Below are 15,456 nucleotides of genomic sequence, written 5' to 3'. Positions count from 1 at the left end.
CGATTCTCTGTCACGGCTTGCAGCGCACGCGGCTTTTTGCGCGGATCACCACGGATCGACCGGGCCGACCGGGCCCAGGTGCGTGTAGCTAAATCCCTTGTCGTACTTGAGTCCGAAGCCGAGCGCACGGTCCAGTCCGACGTGCGCCAGCCAGATGAGGCCGATGGCGAGCGCCAGCGGCGTGTCTCCCATCGCGCCCAAGGCGATCAGCGCGGCAGGTCCGATGGTCGAGTGCATGGCGTTATACGTCGCGGCGCCCTGGCGCGGGCCGGCGAAGTAGGCCAGCAGCGCAAGGTCCGGCACGAGGAACAGCGCGGCAAACAGGCCCCAGCCTGCGCCGAATTGCGTGTACGCAACGGCCGCGGCGAGCAGGATGACGGCGCCTTCGAGTCGCAGCAAGCTGCGCGGCCCACCCGTGACCGCGCCCGCTTCGCCTTGCACGGCGTGCGAGCGCGCGGCCACGCTGCGCGCGCCTGACGTCGCCCACGCGCGTGGGCCTGCCTTGAGAGCATCAGCCACGATGGCCCCAATGTCCGCGACCGCGTTCCATGAACTCGCGGATCTTCGCCTGCTGTGTCGGGTTCAGGTTGTCGAAGAAGTCCGCCGCGGCGGCAATGACCTCGGCGCTTCCGTTGCGAACGGCGGTGGTCTTCTCGTCGATCAGCTTGGCGGCGCCTGCCTGGTCGAGCTTGTCGCCTGCAAAGAGTTGGCGAAACTGCACGCGCGGGTCGCCGCCGCCGCGAACGGCTTCGCGCTGGGCCTGCAGTTTCTCGGTCAGCACCGAGAGCTTCTGCTTTTGCGACGCGTCGAGGTCGAGCTTGCTGCCCACGCGCTCGACCACCTTGGCGCGGAACTCGGCCGAATTGCCGTTCCACCCATAGCGGTGTGCCGCGCAGCCGCCGATGCTGCCCGCGATGAGCGCGGCGCCGGCAAAGCCGAAAAGGGAGCGTTTGATCCAGGGTTTCATGAGAGTCTTCCTCGTTGGGTTTGGAAGACTCGATGGTGCTGGCGGCGCGGCCTGAAGTCCTTTCGCCGCGGTTTCGGTTTATTTCGTTTTATTGCGGCGAAGGCTCATGTCGCCTCAACAGAGCTTCACCGCGTCTCGCGAAACCTCGCCCCCTCGGGGTGAGCGTCATTCAACGCGCGATGGCGGCGGCGGGGTCTTCGGACTCGATCACTTCCTGCGCCCACGCTTCCAGCTTGCTGATGTCCGCACGCAGCACTTCCTGCTTGACTGCCAGGATTTGCGACGGGTGCATGGAAAAGCTGCGCAAGCCCAAGCCCAGCAGCAGGCGAGTAAACATGACGTCGCCGGCCATTTCGCCGCAGACGCTCACAGGCTTGCCTTGGCGCCGGCACTCGGCAATGGTGTCGGCGACCAGTCGCAACACGGCCGGATGCGCGGGGTCGTAAAGGTGCGCCACCGCCTCGTCGGAACGGTCGATGGCCAGCGTGTACTGGATCAGGTCGTTGGTGCCGATCGAGAGAAAGTCGAAGTGCTTCAGGAAGGTGCGCAGCGTGAGCGCCGCCGCGGGAATCTCGATCATCGCGCCGACCTTGAGGTTGCCGTAGACGGCACCGCGGTTGTCCAGTTCGGCCCGCGCGAAGTCGAGCAAGCTGAGCGTCTGGCGAATCTCGCTCGCATGCGCCAGCATGGGAATCAGCAGGTTGATCTCGCCATGCGAAGACGCGCGCAGGATGGCGCGCAGCTGCGTCAAAAACATCGACGGATCGGCCAGGCTCCAGCGAATGGCGCGCAGGCCCAGCGCCGGATTGAGGTGGGACTCTTCGCGCGACGACTTGCCGTCGAGCTGCTTGTCTGCGCCCACGTCAATGGTGCGGATGGTCACCGGCATGCCCTGCATGCCTTCCACCGCCCGCTTGTACGCCTGGTATTGCTCTTCCTCGTTGGGCAAGCGCGTGAGTTGCTGCGCCTCGCGCCCCATGAAAAGAAACTCGCTGCGAAACAGCCCCACGCCCACCGCGCCAGCCTTGACGGCGCCAATGGTGTCTTCCGGCATTTCGATGTTGGCCAGCAGGTCGATGCGCTGTCCGTCGAGCGTGACGGCCGGCTTATGGCGAAGGCGCGACAGGCGGCTGCGCTCCAGTTCGCCCTGCCGCTGCTTGAAGCCGTACTCCGCCAGGATGATCGGGGAAGGATCGACGATGACGACACCCGAATCGCCATCGATGATGACCCAGTCGTCCTGCCGCACCAGCTGGCTCGCGGTGCGCGCACCCACGACGGCCGGTATGTCCATGCTGCGCGCCACGATGGCGGTGTGCGACGTGCGCCCGCCGGCGTCCGTCACGAAGCCGGCAAACACGCTCTTCTTGAACTGCAGCATGTCGGCCGGCGACAGGTCGTGCGCAATGAGCACGAGCGGCGCGTCAATGGCATCGCCTGACATCGGGTCGCTGCCGTCGTCATCGTGGTGCTTTTGCTTGCGCCGCGGGGGCGAGGGCGCAAGCACCGCGGCGGTGCCCTTCATGCGATGGAGCATGCGCTCAACCACCTGCTCGAGGTCGGCCTTGCGCTCACGCAGGTACTCGTCCTCCATCTCGTCGAACTGGCGCGCGATGATTTCGAGCTGGGTGGTTAGCGCCCACTCCGCGTTGTAGAGGCGTTCGGTGATCCAGTGCTTGACGCCGCCGGTGAGGGCTTCGTCCTGCAAGAGCATCAGGTGCACGTCGAGCAGGGCTGCCAGTTCGTGCGGGGCATCGTTGGGACCCATCTGGCCGACGCTGACCTGCAAGCGATGCAGCTCTTCGGCAACAGCGTCGCGTGCGACGCGCACCCGGTCGATTTCGGTATCGACCTCCGTGGGCTTGATGAAATAGTGGGCGACATCGATGCGGCTGGACACCACCATCACCGCTCGCCCGATGGCAATGCCCCGAGCGACCGGTAGACCGTGGACCGACAGCGTCATGCAGCCTCCGTCGTCATTCGCCTTCGCCGAACTTGTCGTTCATCAGGGTCACGAGGGCATCCATCGCCTGTTGCTCCTGATCGCCGTTGGTCTCGATGTCGACCGTCACGCCCATGCCGGCCGCCAGCATCATGACACCCATGATGCTCTTGGCATTGACACGTCGGTCGCCTCGGGAAATCCACACTTCGCACGGGAAGCTCCCTGCAATCTTGGTGAGCTTGGCCGATGCGCGTGCATGCAAGCCGAGCTTATTGCTGATGGTCACGGATGTCTTGATCACTGTGTTTTCTTCTCGCCTGATTCTGGGGTGCCGCGACCGCAACCTGCATGACACCCGATGTGCCGCCCGCGATGGCGCGCTGGACCTGGGCATCCAGCGGTTCGTGCCGATACGTGACGGCGCGAAGCAGCATGGGCAGGTTGACGCCTGCCACCAGCTTGGAATGCACGCCGTCGACCAGCTTTTGTGCCACGTTGCAAGGCGTTGCACCGAACACGTCGGCCAGCACCAGCACCCTGGAGCGTGGCGAACGGCCGAGCAACTGCGCCAGCGTGATGCGCGCGGCAGCCAATGTTTCTTCGGGCGACACGTTGGGTTGCACGTCGATGGCAGCAATGTCCTGCTCGCAGTCCGGAAAGACATGCAAGGCGCACTGGCGCAGTGCATGCGCCAATGGAGCGTGAGCGATGACGAGGATGCTGTTCATGCAGTGCGGGACGCGGTCGCTTCGATTATGAGGCGGCAGTTGGCGGATGGTAGGGCCCGCTGGCGTGCCGGGTGTCGCAGGATGAGACTTATGGCAGTCGCAGACCTTCAAAGAACGTCGTGGCAGCATCTTTGGCTGACGGGGTTCCCAGCACGGTGGCCTGATAGACCGACACGCGGCCATTGCGGCCCGTCTGCGCGAACCAGACGGTGCGCACCTGTGCGGTGCGGCCATCGGGCGCCTGTCGGCTCGCGGCGAATTGAACCGGCGGCGGCGCCGTTGCGGCCCGCAGGACGGTGGCCGGTGCTTCATCGATCTGCGCGCCTTGCCATTGCGAGAGGGCCTGTGCGTGCCATGCCGCAAGCCAGTTTTGCGCTTGCGTTGCATCGCTGGCGCTGGCATGCGCCACGGCGAAGGTCGCATCACCCGCTTCGCAGCCGGCCATGGTGACGTGAACTGCTTCGCTGCCGAGCGGCAGGTCGCGGCTGGCCCGGTCCGGCTTGCAGGGCAGCAGCGCGACGAGGTCCGCGCCTTCGAGCGATGTTTCGCGCCAGTTGAACACCGGGCTGCACGCGACCATTGCAAAACCCGGAACCGTCAAGACAAGGAGTGCGTACCAGCGGGCAAAGAGGGACATGGGGGAGCGATTATGTGCTGCCGCAACGCAAGGCCCTGCGCGGGACGCTTGACGTGGAAGGGAACTAAAATCGGCTTCACCCCTCGATACGAGCACCATGAAAAAAGTCGTCATTGCCGCCGCTACCGCCATCGCACTGGCCGTCGGCGTGGGCGTCTACCTGAACACGGGCGTTTCGGCGGCACCGGCATCGACTTTTGTGCTGCTCGATGGCAGCAAGAAGAGCACCGAAGACCTCAAGGGCAAGGTCACGCTGGTCAATTTCTGGGCGACCAGTTGCGTCACCTGCGTGGCCGAGATGCCCAAGGTCATCGCCACCTACGACAAGTACAAGGCCAAGGGCTACGACACGGTGGCGGTGGCCATGAGCTACGACCCGCCGAGCTACGTGGTGAACTTCACTGAGACGCGCAAGCTGCCGTTCAAGGTGGCCATCGACAACACGGGTGCGGTGGCACAAGCCTGGGGCGAAGTTCAACTCACGCCCACGAGCTATCTGGTGAACAAGCGCGGCGAAATCGTCAAGCGCTATGTGGGCGAGCCCGACTTTGCCGAACTGCACAAGCTGATCGAAAAGCTGTTGGCCGAGGCGTGAGGCTTCGGCACATCCACCGGGCCCAATGCGGCCCAGATAGACAAGGCGCCGACTTCGGCGCCTTTTTTACTTGTTGCGGAACGCGTCGTGGCAGGACTTGCAGGTGTCGCCCGTCTGGGCGAACTGGGCCTTGAGCGCGTCGAGGTTGCCCCCTTTGGCGGCCACCAGGAGCTTGTCGACCTCCACCACCAGCTTGTCGCTGATTTCCTTGAATTTCGCCTGTTCCTTCCAGATCTCCGGCTTGGCCTTGCCGCCCTCCGTTCCCGGGCCGAATCCCTGCCACGGAAGCTTGACGACAACGGCCATGATTTCCGCATTGGCCACCGCCGCGGCGGCGTCGTAGGGAACGCGACCGTTCACCATGGCGCCAATGCGCCCGAAGTGTGTTCCCTGGATGGTCATTGCGGACTGGCGATAGTGGATGGCGTCTTCCGTCTTGGCAAACTGGGCCGAGGCCGGAATCGCCAGAAGCGCGCCGGCACCAGCCAGCAGGAGCGAAGCGAAGCGGATCATCGTGGTTGTCCCCTTTTTCTGGTTCGCACCCGCACGGTGCACGGGGCGCATCAAGTGTAGGCGGCGCCCGGCAGAAGCGCATAGAAACAATCCCGGTCTCCGCGCGGCTGTGCTTTTGCTAATCTGCGTGTCTGTCCACTGCCGCGTCGCTCGCGTTTTCGACGACATGTCCGACCCCTCCGCCCTACCGACGGGCTTTGCCGACCTTGAAGCGGCGCCGACGCTCCGGATACGGGTCTGGGACCTGCCGACGCGCCTGTTTCACTGGACGTTGGCGGCGGCCGTGATTTCGCAGGTCGTCACGGGCTCGGCCGGCATCATGGAGTGGCACTTCCGCGTGGGCCATCTTGTCCTGGCGTTGCTGGTGTTTCGCGTGATCTGGGGCTTCATCGGCGGACGCTGGTCTCGTTTTGCCGCATTCATCTATGCACCGTCATCCCTGTCGGCCTACCTGCGGGGGCAGTCGCACCCGGATCATCTGGTGGGGCATACGCCGCTGGGGGCGCTCTCCGTTTTTGCACTGCTGGGCCTGTTGATCCTGCAGGTGGCAACGGGCCTGGTGTCCGATGACGAGATTGCGTCGTCCGGGCCGCTGACCCGTTTCGTCTCCAACGCCACTGTGAGCCTGGCGAGTGGATGGCACAGTCAGGTGGGCAAGTGGATCATCCTGGCGCTTGTGTGCATGCATGTGGCCGCCGTCCTGTTTTACGTGCTCGTGCGGCGCCATCGCCTGGTGCGGCCGATGGTCTTGGGCGACAAGCTCGTGTCACACCGCGCCATGCCCAGCCGGGATGACACGGCATCGCGCATGGTTGCGCTGATGGTCTTCGCCGTTTGCGCAGGCTTCTCTTACTGGATTGCTTCGCTTCGCGTATGAGCTTCTCGGTTTCCCGTCCGCTGCCACTGGCGGAAGCACCCAACGTTGCCATCGTCACGCCCGATGAGGCGCACGAGTTGAGGGCGACGCGCGCCATCTTCGAAGACTATGCCCATTCGCTCAACGTGGACCTGTGCTTCCAGCATTTCGAAGAAGAGCTTGCCAGCCTTCCGGGCGACTATGCGGAGCCCCGGGGCGCGTTGGTGCTCGCCTTGATGGATTCGTCGCAGGTGCCCGCCGGGATTCCCGACGATCCGCGCGTGTTGCTCCAGCGCGGCGGCGGCCGGACTTCGCATGTCATGGGCTGCTGCGCGCTGAGGCCGCTGGATTCGGCAGATTATCCCAACGCAGCGGAGATGAAGCGGCTGTACGTGCGACCCGCCTACCGCAGCATGGGCCTCGGACGCCAGCTTGTCGAAGCAGTCCTGGACGCGGCGCGCAGCGCAGGCTACGCCTGCGTCCTGCTCGACACGCTCGACGACATGGAAGCCGCCCGGACCCTCTACGAGGAACTGGGCTTCGAGGAAGTGCCGCCCTACTATCACAACCCGATTGCCGGGTCGCACTACCTCAAGGTCGAGCTTTAGCCCGAACTGGACTAGCCGCGGGCTTGTGCCAGCAACGTCGCAGCGTCGCTCACTTCAAACTTGCCGGGGCCTTCCACATTGAGCGCCGCAACCTTGCCGTCCTTGACGAGCATCGAGTAGCGGTTGCTGCGCAGGCCCATGCCGCGGCTGGTGAGGTCCAGCGTCAGGCCGGTCGCCTTGGCGAAGTCAGCGCTTCCGTCGGCCAGCATGCGGACCTTGGTGCCGGTCTTCTGCTCGCGCGCCCAAGCGCCCATCACGAAAGCGTCGTTGACGCTCACGCACCAGATTTCATCAACGCCGGCGGCCTTCAGGTCGTCGTATTGCTCGACGTAGCCCGGCACGTGCTTGACGGAGCATGTTGGCGTGAAGGCACCGGGCAGCGCGAACAGGGCAATCGTCTTGCCGGCCGCCGCCTTGGTCGTGTCGACCGGGTTCGGACCGATGCTGCAGCCTTCGCCCTCGACTTCCGAGTATTCCTGCAATGTGGCTTGGGGAAGGGTGTCGCCAACCTTGATCATGTGTGGTGCTCCAAAAAAGAAAAACGGCCCACATTGTGGGCCGTTTTTGCTTGTGCCGTTGAAGGCGCGAGATCAGGGTGCGGTCAGACGACTGCAGCCTTCTCGACCAGACGCGTCACCACCCAGTTCTTCGACTTCGAGATCGGACGGCTTTCCGTGATTTCGATGATGTCGCCGAGGTGGAACTCGCCCTTTTCGTCATGGGCGTGGTACTTGCTCGTCTTGGCCACGATCTTGCCGTAGAGCTCGTGCTTCACACGACGCTCGACCAGCACGGTCACGGTCTTTTCACGCTTGTCGCTGACCACCTTGCCGATCAAGGTGCGCTTGAGGGATTTTTTAGGTTCCGTCATGTTCACTCCTTACTTGGCGGCTTGGTCTTGCTTTTGGGCAAGAATGGTTTTGGCGCGAGCGATGTCGCGGCGCGTGACGCGCAACGTCGACAGGTTCGTCAGTTGCTGCGTCGCCTTTTGCATGCGCAGGCCGAAATGGGCCTTTTGCAGGTCCTTGATTTCGGTTTGCAGGCCAGCGACGTCTTTTTCGCGCAGTGCGGCGGCTTTCGACACCTTGGCCGGAGCGGCCTTGGCGGTCTTCTTGCGGGATCCGGTTGCCATGTTCATGTTCTCCTGGATCAAGCGCCGAGCTGGCGAGCAACGAAGGTGGTGCGCAGCGGCAGCTTGGCGGCAGCCAGGCGGAACGCTTCGCGAGCGAGTTCTTCGGGCACGCCGACGATCTCGTAAATCACCTTGCCGGGCTGGATTTCAGCCACGTAGTACTCGGGGTTGCCCTTGCCGTTACCCATCCGCACTTCTGCGGGCTTGTGGGAGATCGGCTTGTCGGGGAACACACGAATCCAGATGCGGCCACCGCGCTTGACGTGACGCGAAATCGCGCGACGAGCGGCTTCGATCTGGCGGGCCGTCAGGCGGCCGCGGTCGATCGACTTCAGGCCGAAGTCACCGAACGACACGGCGTTGCCGCGTGTCGCGATGCCGGTGTTGCGGCCCTTTTGTTCCTTGCGGAACTTTCTGCGTGCAGGTTGCAGCATGTTGTTTACTCCGTAGTTCTAAGAGCGATCACTCGCTCTTGGCACCGTCAGCTGCTGCAGCTGGCGCGGCTTTGCGGACGCGCTTAACGGCGGGTTTCGAGTCTGCACCACCTGCTTCGGCGGGCTTGTCGCTGCCATCGGCCGGAGCGGTGTTGCCACCGATCGGGCCACGGGCACCGGGGCGCGGACCACGACGGTCCGAACCGGGACGGTCGCCACCCGGGCGGCCATCACGGCGCGGGCCACGCGGGCGACGCTCTTCTTCAGGACGCGGCGTTTCGACGGCGGGCAGGTCGTTGCGACCCAGCGTGTCGCCCTTGTAGACCCAGACCTTGACGCCGATGACGCCGTACGTGGTCTTGGCTTCCGAGGTGCCGTAGTCGATGTCGGCGCGCAGCGTGTGAAGCGGCACGCGACCTTCGCGGTACCACTCGCAACGAGCGATTTCAATGCCGTTCAGACGACCCGACGACATGATCTTGATGCCTTGGGCACCCAGACGCATGGCGTTTTGCATGGCACGCTTCATCGCGCGGCGGAACATGATCCGCTTCTCGAGCTGTTGCGTGATGCTGTCGGCGATCAGTTGCGCATCGATTTCGGGCTTGCGCACTTCTTCGATGTTGACCGCAACCGGCACGCCGAGCTGCTTGCCCAGGTCGCGCTTGAGGTTTTCGATGTCTTCGCCCTTCTTGCCGATCACGACGCCCGGACGTGCCGAGTAGATCGTGATGCGTGCGTTCTTGGCGGGACGCTCGATCAGGACGCGCGATACCGACGCGTTCTTGAGCTTCTTCTTCAGGTACTCGCGCACCTTGATGTCTTCGGCCAGCATGCCCGCGAAATCGCGGTCATTGGCGTACCAGCGGCTGGACCAGTTGCGGCTGACCGCAAGGCGGAAGCCGGTCGGGTGGATTTTTTGTCCCATAGTCTTCCAGGCCTACTTAGTTGCCAACCGTCACGTACACATGGCACGTGGGCTTGCTGATGCGATTGCCGCGACCCTTTGCACGGGCCGTGAAGCGCTTGAGCGTGGCGCCTTGTTCGACGTAGATGGTCTTGACCTTCAGTTCGTCGATATCGGCACCGTCGTTGTGCTCGGCGTTGGCAATCGCCGACTCGAGCACCTTCTTGACGATCACAGCGGCCTTCTTCTGCGTGAATTGCAGGATGTTGAGCGCTTGATCGACCTTCTTGCCGCGGATCAGGTCAGCGACCAGACGGCCCTTGTCGACCGAAAGGCGGACTCCGCGGAGGACTGCACGTGTTTCAGACATGGTCGTTCCTTACTTCTTCTGGACTTTCTTGTCCGCGGGGTGCCCCTTGAACGTACGCGTGAGCGCAAATTCGCCGAGCTTGTGGCCGACCATTTGATCGGTGATGTACACAGGCACGTGTTGCTTGCCGTTGTGGACGGCAATGGTCAGGCCGATGAACTCGGGCAGGACCATCGAACGACGCGACCAGGTCTTGATCGGTTTCTTGTCCTTGGTGGTCACCGCCTTGTCGGCCTTGGCCACGAGGTGATGATCGACGAAAGGACCCTTTTTGAGAGAGCGAGTCATGTGCTATCCCCTTACTTCTTGCGACGCGACACGATGAAGACTTGCGTGCGCTTGTTGTTGCGGGTGCGATAGCCCTTGGTGAGGTTGCCCCACGGATCCACCGGGTGGCGGCCTTCGCCAGTCTTGCCTTCGCCACCACCGTGCGGGTGGTCGACCGGGTTCATCACCACGCCGCGAACGGTCGGGCGGATACCCATGTGACGCTTCACACCGGCCTTGCCGAGCTGGCGCAGGCTGTGTTCTTCGTTGGCCACTTCACCAATGGTTGCGCGGCATTCGATGTGGATCTTGCGAACTTCACCCGAGCGCATGCGAACCTGTGCGTACACGCCTTCGCGTGCCAGCAGGGTTGCGGACGTGCCGGCCGAACGCGCGATTTGCGCACCCTTGCCAGGCTGCAGCTCGATGCAGTGAATGGTCGAACCCACCGGGATGTTGCGGATCGGCAGCGTGTTGCCGGCGCGGATCGGGGCTTCCGAACCGCTCAGCAGCGTTGCACCAGCCTCAAGACCGCGCGGGGCGATGATGTAGCGGCGCTCGCCGTCGGCGTAGCACACCAGCGCGATGTGCGCCGTACGGTTCGGGTCGTACTCGATGCGTTCGACCTTGGCCGGGATGCCGTCCTTGTTGCGAACGAAGTCGACAACGCGGTAGTGGTGCTTGTGACCACCGCCCTTGTGACGGGTGGTGATGTGGCCGTTGTTGTTGCGGCCAGCCTTCTGGAATTGCGGTTCCAGCAGGGCTGCGTGCGGAGCACCCTTGAACAGGTGATCACGCGAGATCTTCACCGCGCCGCGTTGGCCCGGCGAAGTGGGTTTCATCTTGATGACGGCCATGATTAAGCGCCCTCTCCGACGAGGTTGAGCTCTTGACCCTGCTTGAGCGTGACATAGGCCTTGCGAACATTGTCGCGGCGGCCGATGGACTTGCCAAAGCGCTTGGTCTTGCCCTTGGTGTTGAGCACGGACACACCCTTGACTTCGACCTTGAACATCAGTTCGACGGCGGCCTTGATCTCGGGCTTCGTGGCGTCTTGCAACACCTTGAAAGTGACGGAATTCGACTTCTCGCCGACCATCGTTGCCTTTTCAGACACGATCGGGGCGACCAGCACCGACATCAGCCGGCCTTCGTCGAACGTACGTTGTGCGGGGGTGGGGTTCACGCGGCTCATGCGAACATCTCCTTGAGCTTGTCGACGGCACCCTTGGTGACCAGCACCTTCTTGAAGTGCACCAGCGACACCGGATCCGCGTAACGCGGCTCGACGACGAGCACGTTGACGAGGTTGCGCGAAGCCAGGTACAGGTTCTCGTCGACTTCTTCGGCGATCACGAGCACGGACTCGAGATTCATGGCCTTGAACTTGGCGGCGAGGGGCTTGGTCTTGGGCGAGTCGACCTTGATCGAATCGACCACGGCCAGACGGCCTTCACGGGCGAGCTGCGAGAAGATGGACGCCATGCCGGCGCGGTACATCTTCTTGTTGATCTTTTGCGTGAAGTTTTCTTCCGGGCTGTTCGGGAAGGTACGACCGCCTCCGCGCCACAGCGGCGAGGACGTCATACCGGCACGGGCGCGGCCCGTTCCCTTTTGCTTGAAAGGCTTCTTGGTCGAATGCTTGACCTGCTCGCGGTCCTTCTGGGCGCGCGTGCCTTGGCGGGCATTGGCTTGATAGGCAACGACGATCTGGTGGACCAGGTCTTCGTTGTAATCACGACCGAATACGGTTTCGGGTGCGTCGAACTTCGACGCGGCTTGACCCTGTTCGTTCAGGAGTTCGAGTTGCATCACTTCGCTCCTTCTGCAGCGGGCTTGGCCTTGATGGCCGGACGAACCGTCACGAAGCCGCCCTTGGAGCCGGGGATCGCGCCCTTGATGAGCAGCAGTTGGCGTGCTTCATCGATGCGGATCACGTCCAGGTTCTGGGTCGTGCAGGTGACGTCGCCGAGGTGGCCCGACATCTTCTTGCCAGGGAACACGCGGCCGGGATCCTGCGCCATCGAGATCGAGCCGGGAACGTTGTGCGAACGGCTGTTACCGTGCGACGCGCGTTGCGACTTGAAGTTGTGACGCTTGATGGTGCCTGCGAAGCCCTTGCCGATCGAGGTGCCTTGCACGTCGACCTTCTGGCCCACGGAGAACACGCTGGTCACGGCGATCGAGCCGCCAGCCTTGTGCTGGGCAGCCGCATCGGCGGTGACGCGGAATTCCTGGGTGATTTCGCCAGCTTCGACACCTGCCTTGGCGAGGTGGCCAGCTTGCGGCTTAGAGACGCGCGATGCTTTGCGCGAGCCGAACGTCACTTGCAGTGCGACGTAGCCATCGGTCTCTTGGGTTTTGATCTGGGTCACGCGGTTGTTGGACACATCCACCACCGTGACAGGAACTGCGTCCCCGTCATCGGTGAAGAGACGCATCATCCCCACCTTGCGGCCCAGCAACCCGAGGGAGTTGCTCAGACTCATTGGTTTTCTCCAAAACTTCCGCCGCTGCCACTTCAATTGGCGACAGCGTTTGGTATGCGAAAGAAGGTTGATAAATCCCTGCGCTGACCAGATTTCCCAAAATGGCCAGCCGCCCGTGTGGGCGCAAAAAAGGCAGAGCCAAGGATTATAGCCCGCCTGTCAGGGTTTACGCAAGGGTCGTGCCGAAACGGCCTACTTCACCTGCATGGGCAGGATCTTCTCGCCGTCGACGTCGTCCTTCACCGCGCCGGAGGCGCGCGACAGTGGCGTGCTGCCGGCCTGAACGGCAATGGAGGTCGCGCTGAGGGCGCCGCGCTGCCGCGTGAAGACGTTCAGATAGGCGACGCCATCGGTTTTTGGAGTCACCGTGACGTTCAGCGTGATGCTTCGGCCGGCCTCCAGGGTGGTCGCCGCCGCGCTGCTGTCCAGTCCAAGGCTCGCATCGGCGGTGAACCAGACCGATCCGCCGCCCGGATCCGTGACGCCGGAAAGCACGATCACGACCATGGTCGGCTTGCCGACCGACGGAGTGCCCTCCACGCGGTATCGAACGTCGATGCCTGACCCGTTGCTTTTTTGGGGCGCGCGCTTGAATGCGGCCTGCTGGCCGGGATCGGCGACGCCAAGGGAAGCGCCGTCCGGTCGCGCCGAGGCATTCTGGGCGATGACTCCTGCCGTCAGGACCATCGAAACAAGGCACATCCGGTGCGCGCGCATATCCTGGTTCCTCAATTGATGGTCACGGTGAAGCAGGTGTTGGCCGACGTGCCCGCCGCATCATTCAATACAAGAACGGCCTCCCCTTGTGGAAGGCTGACCTGGGCGCTCTCGCTGGCGCCCGACCCCTCGCTGGCGGCCATCCTGCTGCCTGCATAGATCGAGAAGTCAGGATCGGAGCCCGCGGGCCCTGTTGCGGTGACCTGATAGATGCCGCTGGCCGGCACCGTGAAGCGCAAGTAGGTGAAGTTGCCCAGCCTGTTTCCCGTCCCGGCCGCTTGGGTAACGCATGCGGACGTTGGAACGCCAACTGCAGCGGGCCGATAAAGCGGCAGCACCTCGGGAATGCCACCGTCGTTCGTTTCCTGCATTCCCCAGGGATCCCCGACCATCGCACTGATGGACTGGCCACCAAGGGCCGACATCAGGGTTCCCGTGCCTGATGGAAATGCCGCCGCGTAAGCAGTCGCGAATGCGTGGATGGAGGTCACGCCCGGCGTTGTGCGCAGCGGACCCGCCATGGCGTTGTGAATCGCCTGAAAGCCCCATTGGGCGTTCAGGGCCCAAAGAATGGACTGGCTCGACGCCTCCTTGAACCAACCGGGGGCAGAGGACGGGCCTGCAGACAGGTCCACCACGGTGCCACGATCCTGACTTTGGCCAATGCCCGCGGAATCGGCGTAAGTGCTGCGTCCGAGCGCAATGCCGGACCAGGCATTGCCCCAACCCTCCGAGAAGGCCACGCGGCGATCCAGTCGATCGTCGGCGCCATGCGATCCGCCCGGCGAATCGTCACGGCTGAAAGCTTTCTGGTAGTAATGGCCCCACTCGTGCGCGATGACGGAGGCGTCGTACTCATCCGTATCGACATCCTCTTTTCCCAGCACATAGATCACCGGTCCGGTCGGGTCGTCCGAAAACGATGTGGTGCCGATCTGCCCCAGTTCCACCGAGCCGTCGCCGGCGACGTTGCGCTCGCTCCAGAGCACGCGAAGCTTGGGAAAGTCGAGCCCCGATGCCACCGATGTCACCTTGTTCATCGTGGTGTAGATGGTGTCAAGAATGGCAAATGGCGCTGCGACACGCTGCGATGTGTAGTGACTTCCGCCCCAGCCCGAAGGCGCGTGCACGTCGCGAGCAGTCGCGGTGCCCTGCGTCCGGAAGGCGGCTGATTCCATGGCATAAATGGCGTTGCCCCGCGTGTTGTCACGAACAGTGACATCCCAGGTCGCCCCAGCGTCCTTTCGCAGCATTTGCGCCTTGACGCGGATGCTGACAACCGCATTGGAGGGTACCGTCGCCGCATAGCGACCGGCTTCATCGGACGTTGTGTTGACCAGCACCTCGTGCGTGGCATCGTCCACCACTTCAATCGACGCGCCACGAACCGGCCTCTTTGAAGTGGCCGCGTAGTTCAGGGCGCCATCCGTATTGGGCACGTAGTCGAAAGTCACGACCCCGCTGAGCGGAGTTGTCGGCGCCCCATGCCCGCTTGAACCACCCCCCCCTCCCCCGCATCCAGCCAGGCCCGCGAGAAAGGCGCACAGGACCAGGGCCCGAACTACGAGTCGCATGCTCATCAACTCAATTTCCCTTTTTTAGTTTGATAGCGTCTTTCACCGAAGTGCTCACGGAAGGATGCCACATTCGTATAGCAATAAAAAAAGCTCGACCACATTTCTGTGGTCGAGCTTGAATCAAAACGTTAGAACTTATTACTGCAGCTTGATTTCAACGTCGACGCCAGCCGGCAGGTCGAGCTTCATCAGTGCGTCCACCGTCTTGTCCGTCGGGTCGACGATGTCCATCAGGCGTTGGTGCGTGCGGATTTCGAACTGGTCGCGGCTCGTCTTGTTGACGTGGGGCGAACGCAGGATGTCGAAACGCTTCATGCGCGTCGGCAGGGGCACGGGACCCTTGACGATGGCGCCGGTGCGCTTGGCGGTGTCCACGATTTCAGCGGCCGACTGGTCGATGAGCTTGTAGTCAAATGCCTTCAGGCGGATGCGGATCTTTTGCTTGGTAGCCATGACTCTTGTTTCCTGTCTGCTTATTCGAGGACCTTGGCCACGACGCCCGAACCCACGGTACGGCCGCCTTCGCGGATGGCGAAACGCAGGCCTTCTTCCATGGCGATCGGGTTGATCAGCTTCACGGTGATGCTGACGTTGTCGCCAGGCATGACCATTTCCTTGTCCTTGGGCAACTCGATCGCGCCGGTCACGTCCGTCGTGCGGAAGTAGAACTGCGGACGGTAGTTGTTGAAGAACGGCGTGTGACGGCCGCCT

25 protein-coding genes are annotated in these 15,456 nt (G+C 63.0%); 3 read left to right on the top strand and 22 right to left on the bottom strand.

Annotated elements, in window-relative coordinates; all coding sequences use genetic code 11:
- Positions 1-45: 45 nt before the first annotated feature.
- From QTI66_RS25925 to QTI66_RS25900, 6 genes are all read right to left on the bottom strand, one after another.
- Positions 46-519, bottom strand: a complete 474-nt coding sequence (locus QTI66_RS25925) for a DUF4260 domain-containing protein (protein WP_286562982.1) — start codon at positions 517-519, stop codon at positions 46-48.
- Positions 512-967 (bottom strand): Spy/CpxP family protein refolding chaperone, encoded by a 456-nt coding sequence (locus tag QTI66_RS25920; protein WP_286562981.1) that lies wholly within the window; start codon positions 965-967, stop codon positions 512-514. The genes QTI66_RS25925 and QTI66_RS25920 overlap by 8 nt, the downstream gene beginning before the upstream one ends.
- A 169-nt stretch (positions 968-1,136) precedes the next feature.
- Positions 1,137-2,933, bottom strand: coding sequence for a phosphoenolpyruvate--protein phosphotransferase (ptsP, locus tag QTI66_RS25915; RefSeq protein ID WP_286562980.1), 1,797 nt, complete (start codon positions 2,931-2,933; stop codon positions 1,137-1,139).
- A gap of 13 nt (positions 2,934-2,946) precedes the next feature.
- Positions 2,947-3,216: an HPr family phosphocarrier protein gene (locus QTI66_RS25910; protein WP_286562978.1), complete on the bottom strand. Its 270-nt coding sequence runs from the start codon at positions 3,214-3,216 to the stop codon at positions 2,947-2,949.
- Complete coding sequence (locus QTI66_RS25905) at positions 3,185-3,643, bottom strand: PTS sugar transporter subunit IIA (protein WP_286562977.1); 459 nt, start codon at positions 3,641-3,643, stop codon at positions 3,185-3,187. The genes QTI66_RS25910 and QTI66_RS25905 overlap by 32 nt, the downstream gene beginning before the upstream one ends.
- A gap of 88 nt (positions 3,644-3,731) precedes the next feature.
- Entirely contained in the window at positions 3,732-4,280 is a 549-nt protein-coding gene (locus tag QTI66_RS25900) for a hypothetical protein (RefSeq protein ID WP_286562976.1), read from the bottom strand.
- 97 nt (positions 4,281-4,377) lie between these two features.
- On the opposite strand from QTI66_RS25900, the gene QTI66_RS25895 reads away from it, so the two are divergent.
- Positions 4,378-4,875 carry a TlpA disulfide reductase family protein gene (locus QTI66_RS25895; protein WP_286562974.1) on the top strand — a complete coding sequence of 166 codons (498 nt, stop codon included), beginning with the start codon at positions 4,378-4,380 and terminating at the stop codon, positions 4,873-4,875.
- Between the two features lie 66 nt (positions 4,876-4,941).
- Here the strand turns inward: QTI66_RS25895 and QTI66_RS25890 are convergent, their stop codons facing one another.
- Complete coding sequence (locus QTI66_RS25890; protein ID WP_286562973.1) at positions 4,942-5,388, bottom strand: c-type cytochrome; 447 nt, start codon at positions 5,386-5,388, stop codon at positions 4,942-4,944.
- 166 nt (positions 5,389-5,554) lie between these two features.
- Here QTI66_RS25890 and QTI66_RS25885 point away from each other — a divergent pair, with 166 nt between their 5' ends.
- Together QTI66_RS25885 and QTI66_RS25880 are read left to right on the top strand one after the other, a co-directional pair.
- Positions 5,555-6,265, top strand: a complete 711-nt coding sequence (locus QTI66_RS25885) for a cytochrome b/b6 domain-containing protein (RefSeq protein WP_286562972.1) — start codon at positions 5,555-5,557, stop codon at positions 6,263-6,265.
- Positions 6,262-6,852 (top strand): GNAT family N-acetyltransferase, encoded by a 591-nt coding sequence (locus QTI66_RS25880; RefSeq protein ID WP_286562971.1) that lies wholly within the window; start codon positions 6,262-6,264, stop codon positions 6,850-6,852. Before QTI66_RS25885 ends, QTI66_RS25880 begins: the two co-directional genes overlap by 4 nt.
- A gap of 11 nt (positions 6,853-6,863) precedes the next feature.
- On the opposite strand, the gene QTI66_RS25875 is transcribed toward QTI66_RS25880, so the two are convergent.
- The 15 genes from QTI66_RS25875 to QTI66_RS25805 form a co-directional block, all read right to left on the bottom strand.
- Entirely contained in the window at positions 6,864-7,370 is a 507-nt protein-coding gene (locus QTI66_RS25875) for a peroxiredoxin (protein WP_286562970.1), read from the bottom strand.
- An 83-nt stretch (positions 7,371-7,453) separates the two neighbouring features.
- Positions 7,454-7,723 (bottom strand): 30S ribosomal protein S17, encoded by a 270-nt coding sequence (gene rpsQ / locus QTI66_RS25870; protein ID WP_286562969.1) that lies wholly within the window; start codon positions 7,721-7,723, stop codon positions 7,454-7,456.
- 9 nt (positions 7,724-7,732) lie between these two features.
- Entirely contained in the window at positions 7,733-7,936 is a 204-nt protein-coding gene (gene rpmC, locus QTI66_RS25865) for a 50S ribosomal protein L29 (RefSeq protein WP_286563210.1), read from the bottom strand.
- A 65-nt stretch (positions 7,937-8,001) separates the two neighbouring features.
- The gene (rplP, locus tag QTI66_RS25860; protein WP_028250943.1) at positions 8,002-8,418 is read right to left on the bottom strand and encodes a 50S ribosomal protein L16; all 417 of its coding nucleotides are present in this window, start codon (positions 8,416-8,418) and stop codon (positions 8,002-8,004) included.
- A 28-nt stretch (positions 8,419-8,446) separates the two neighbouring features.
- The gene (gene rpsC, locus QTI66_RS25855; protein WP_286562968.1) at positions 8,447-9,346 is read right to left on the bottom strand and encodes a 30S ribosomal protein S3; all 900 of its coding nucleotides are present in this window, start codon (positions 9,344-9,346) and stop codon (positions 8,447-8,449) included.
- A 16-nt stretch (positions 9,347-9,362) separates the two neighbouring features.
- On the bottom strand, positions 9,363-9,695 hold the full coding sequence (gene rplV, locus QTI66_RS25850; RefSeq protein WP_019657678.1) for a 50S ribosomal protein L22: 333 nt from the start codon (positions 9,693-9,695) through the stop codon (positions 9,363-9,365).
- Positions 9,696-9,704: 9 nt separating this feature from the next.
- Entirely contained in the window at positions 9,705-9,983 is a 279-nt protein-coding gene (gene rpsS, locus QTI66_RS25845; protein ID WP_007838132.1) for a 30S ribosomal protein S19, read from the bottom strand.
- An 11-nt stretch (positions 9,984-9,994) separates the two neighbouring features.
- Entirely contained in the window at positions 9,995-10,819 is an 825-nt protein-coding gene (gene rplB / locus QTI66_RS25840; protein WP_286562967.1) for a 50S ribosomal protein L2, read from the bottom strand.
- 2 nt (positions 10,820-10,821) lie between these two features.
- On the bottom strand, positions 10,822-11,157 hold the full coding sequence (gene rplW / locus QTI66_RS25835; RefSeq protein WP_286562966.1) for a 50S ribosomal protein L23: 336 nt from the start codon (positions 11,155-11,157) through the stop codon (positions 10,822-10,824).
- Positions 11,154-11,774 carry a 50S ribosomal protein L4 gene (gene rplD, locus QTI66_RS25830; protein ID WP_286562965.1) on the bottom strand — a complete coding sequence of 207 codons (621 nt, stop codon included), beginning with the start codon at positions 11,772-11,774 and terminating at the stop codon, positions 11,154-11,156. Before rplD ends, rplW begins: the two co-directional genes overlap by 4 nt.
- A complete protein-coding gene (rplC, locus tag QTI66_RS25825) occupies positions 11,774-12,451 on the bottom strand; it encodes a 50S ribosomal protein L3 (RefSeq protein ID WP_286562964.1) in 678 nt (225 codons plus the stop codon). Before rplC ends, rplD begins: the two co-directional genes overlap by 1 nt.
- Positions 12,452-12,643: 192 nt before the next feature.
- Positions 12,644-13,168, bottom strand: a complete 525-nt coding sequence (locus QTI66_RS25820; RefSeq protein ID WP_286562962.1) for a hypothetical protein — start codon at positions 13,166-13,168, stop codon at positions 12,644-12,646.
- Positions 13,169-13,179: 11 nt separating this feature from the next.
- Entirely contained in the window at positions 13,180-14,622 is a 1,443-nt protein-coding gene (locus QTI66_RS25815; RefSeq protein WP_286562960.1) for a hypothetical protein, read from the bottom strand.
- 261 nt (positions 14,623-14,883) lie between these two features.
- Positions 14,884-15,198, bottom strand: a complete 315-nt coding sequence (gene rpsJ, locus QTI66_RS25810) for a 30S ribosomal protein S10 (RefSeq protein ID WP_028250951.1) — start codon at positions 15,196-15,198, stop codon at positions 14,884-14,886.
- A gap of 20 nt (positions 15,199-15,218) precedes the next feature.
- Positions 15,219-15,456 (bottom strand): EF-Tu C-terminal domain-related protein (locus QTI66_RS25805; RefSeq protein WP_506555398.1); only part of this gene is annotated, 238 nt, incomplete at its 5' end.

Origin of the sequence: Variovorax brevis (assembly GCF_030317105.1) — a bacterium.
Lineage (GTDB): Bacteria > Pseudomonadota > Gammaproteobacteria > Burkholderiales > Burkholderiaceae_C > Variovorax > Variovorax brevis.
This window is presented reverse-complemented; position numbering and strand designations above follow the sequence as displayed.